We start from the raw sequence: 774 nt of genomic DNA, 5'->3' as shown, positions 1-774 counted from the left end.
TAAAATTACTACTCATAATAAAACCCTTTTCTTAAAAAATCTAACATAATTTATAAATTATGTTACCACCAATAATACTAGTATAAAAATTTAACTTCAATTTTTTAAAAAAAAGACATTAATTCATATTTTGATTAATGTCTTTATATTTTATTCTAATATTAGTTTGCACTACCTGGTTCTGGTGCGCCTTCCCATACTGGGATTGACGAGCCTGCTGACATTTCGTCGATGATTGCTGCGACTTCGTCTGTTTGATAGTATTCTAGAATTGTATTGTAAACTTCGTTGTCTGTTTCGTCTTCACGTACTGCAATCACGTTGTAGTATGGTTTTGATGATTCTGCGACTGGCTCAAGGTAAATGGAGTCTTGCGTTGGCACGTAACCTGCGTCGGTTGCCATGTCATTGTTAATTAATGAGATATCAACGTCAGCTAAGGCACGAGCTGTTTGGTTGGCTGCCATTTCTTCAAATTGTAAGTTTTTAGGATTTGAAGTAATGTCACTTGTTGTTGGTAATAACCCTTTAGATGCGTCTAATTCGATTAGGCCTGCTGTCTGTAGTAACAGTAAAGCACGTGATCCGTTTGATACGTCGTCTGGAATTGCGACTAAAGCGCCGTCTTGTAATTCATCTAAAGAGTCGATTTTCTCAGAAAAAACACCCATCGGATTTAAAGTGGTATAACCTAATGTGGTATTAGAATAGCCACCTTCTTCATTGATTGAATCCATATAGATTTCTGTTAAAGCGGAGTGCATATCAATCGAC

Annotated in this window: 1 protein-coding gene; it reads right to left on the bottom strand. The window is 36.0% G+C overall.

Going from position 1 to position 774, the window contains the following annotated elements; translation table 11 throughout:
* Window positions 1–161 precede the first annotated feature (161 nt).
* Window positions 162–774, bottom strand: a 613-nt coding sequence (locus ACRCJ0_RS17080) for a MetQ/NlpA family ABC transporter substrate-binding protein (RefSeq protein WP_431391351.1), incomplete at its 5' end; no start/stop codon positions are given.

The sequence above is a fragment of the Aerococcus sp. L_32 genome (assembly GCF_050689315.1).
This window is presented reverse-complemented; position numbering and strand designations above follow the sequence as displayed.